This window comes from Flavobacterium flabelliforme (assembly GCF_017948675.1).
Lineage (GTDB): Bacteria > Bacteroidota > Bacteroidia > Flavobacteriales > Flavobacteriaceae > Flavobacterium > Flavobacterium pygoscelis.
In genome coordinates this window covers 1-214 of the sequence record NZ_JAGFBU010000054.1, presented here as the reverse complement: position 1 = coordinate 214, position 214 = coordinate 1, and the positions used below count along the sequence as shown (strand labels likewise).

Here is a 214-nt window from a genome sequence, read left to right as displayed (position 1 = left end):
GAACAAGTCGCTGCTGTTGTGCTAACTACTGGAGTTACTGGTGTAGCCAACTGTGTTAGGCTTATAACAGTAAAACTATTAGAAGCCGCTGAAATACATCCGGAAGCGTTAGTTGCTTTAACCGTGTAAGCCGTTCCTATCATACCGCCTGTTATGACTCCTGCTGCACTAACAGTTGGTCCTGCAGGTGAAAAATCATAAGTATTGGCTGCAT

General features: G+C 44.4%; 1 protein-coding gene. It reads right to left on the bottom strand.

What is annotated here, in order from left to right:
• A partial coding sequence (locus tag J3S90_RS15840; RefSeq protein WP_210646993.1) for a hypothetical protein occupies positions 1-214 on the bottom strand: 214 nt, incomplete at both ends.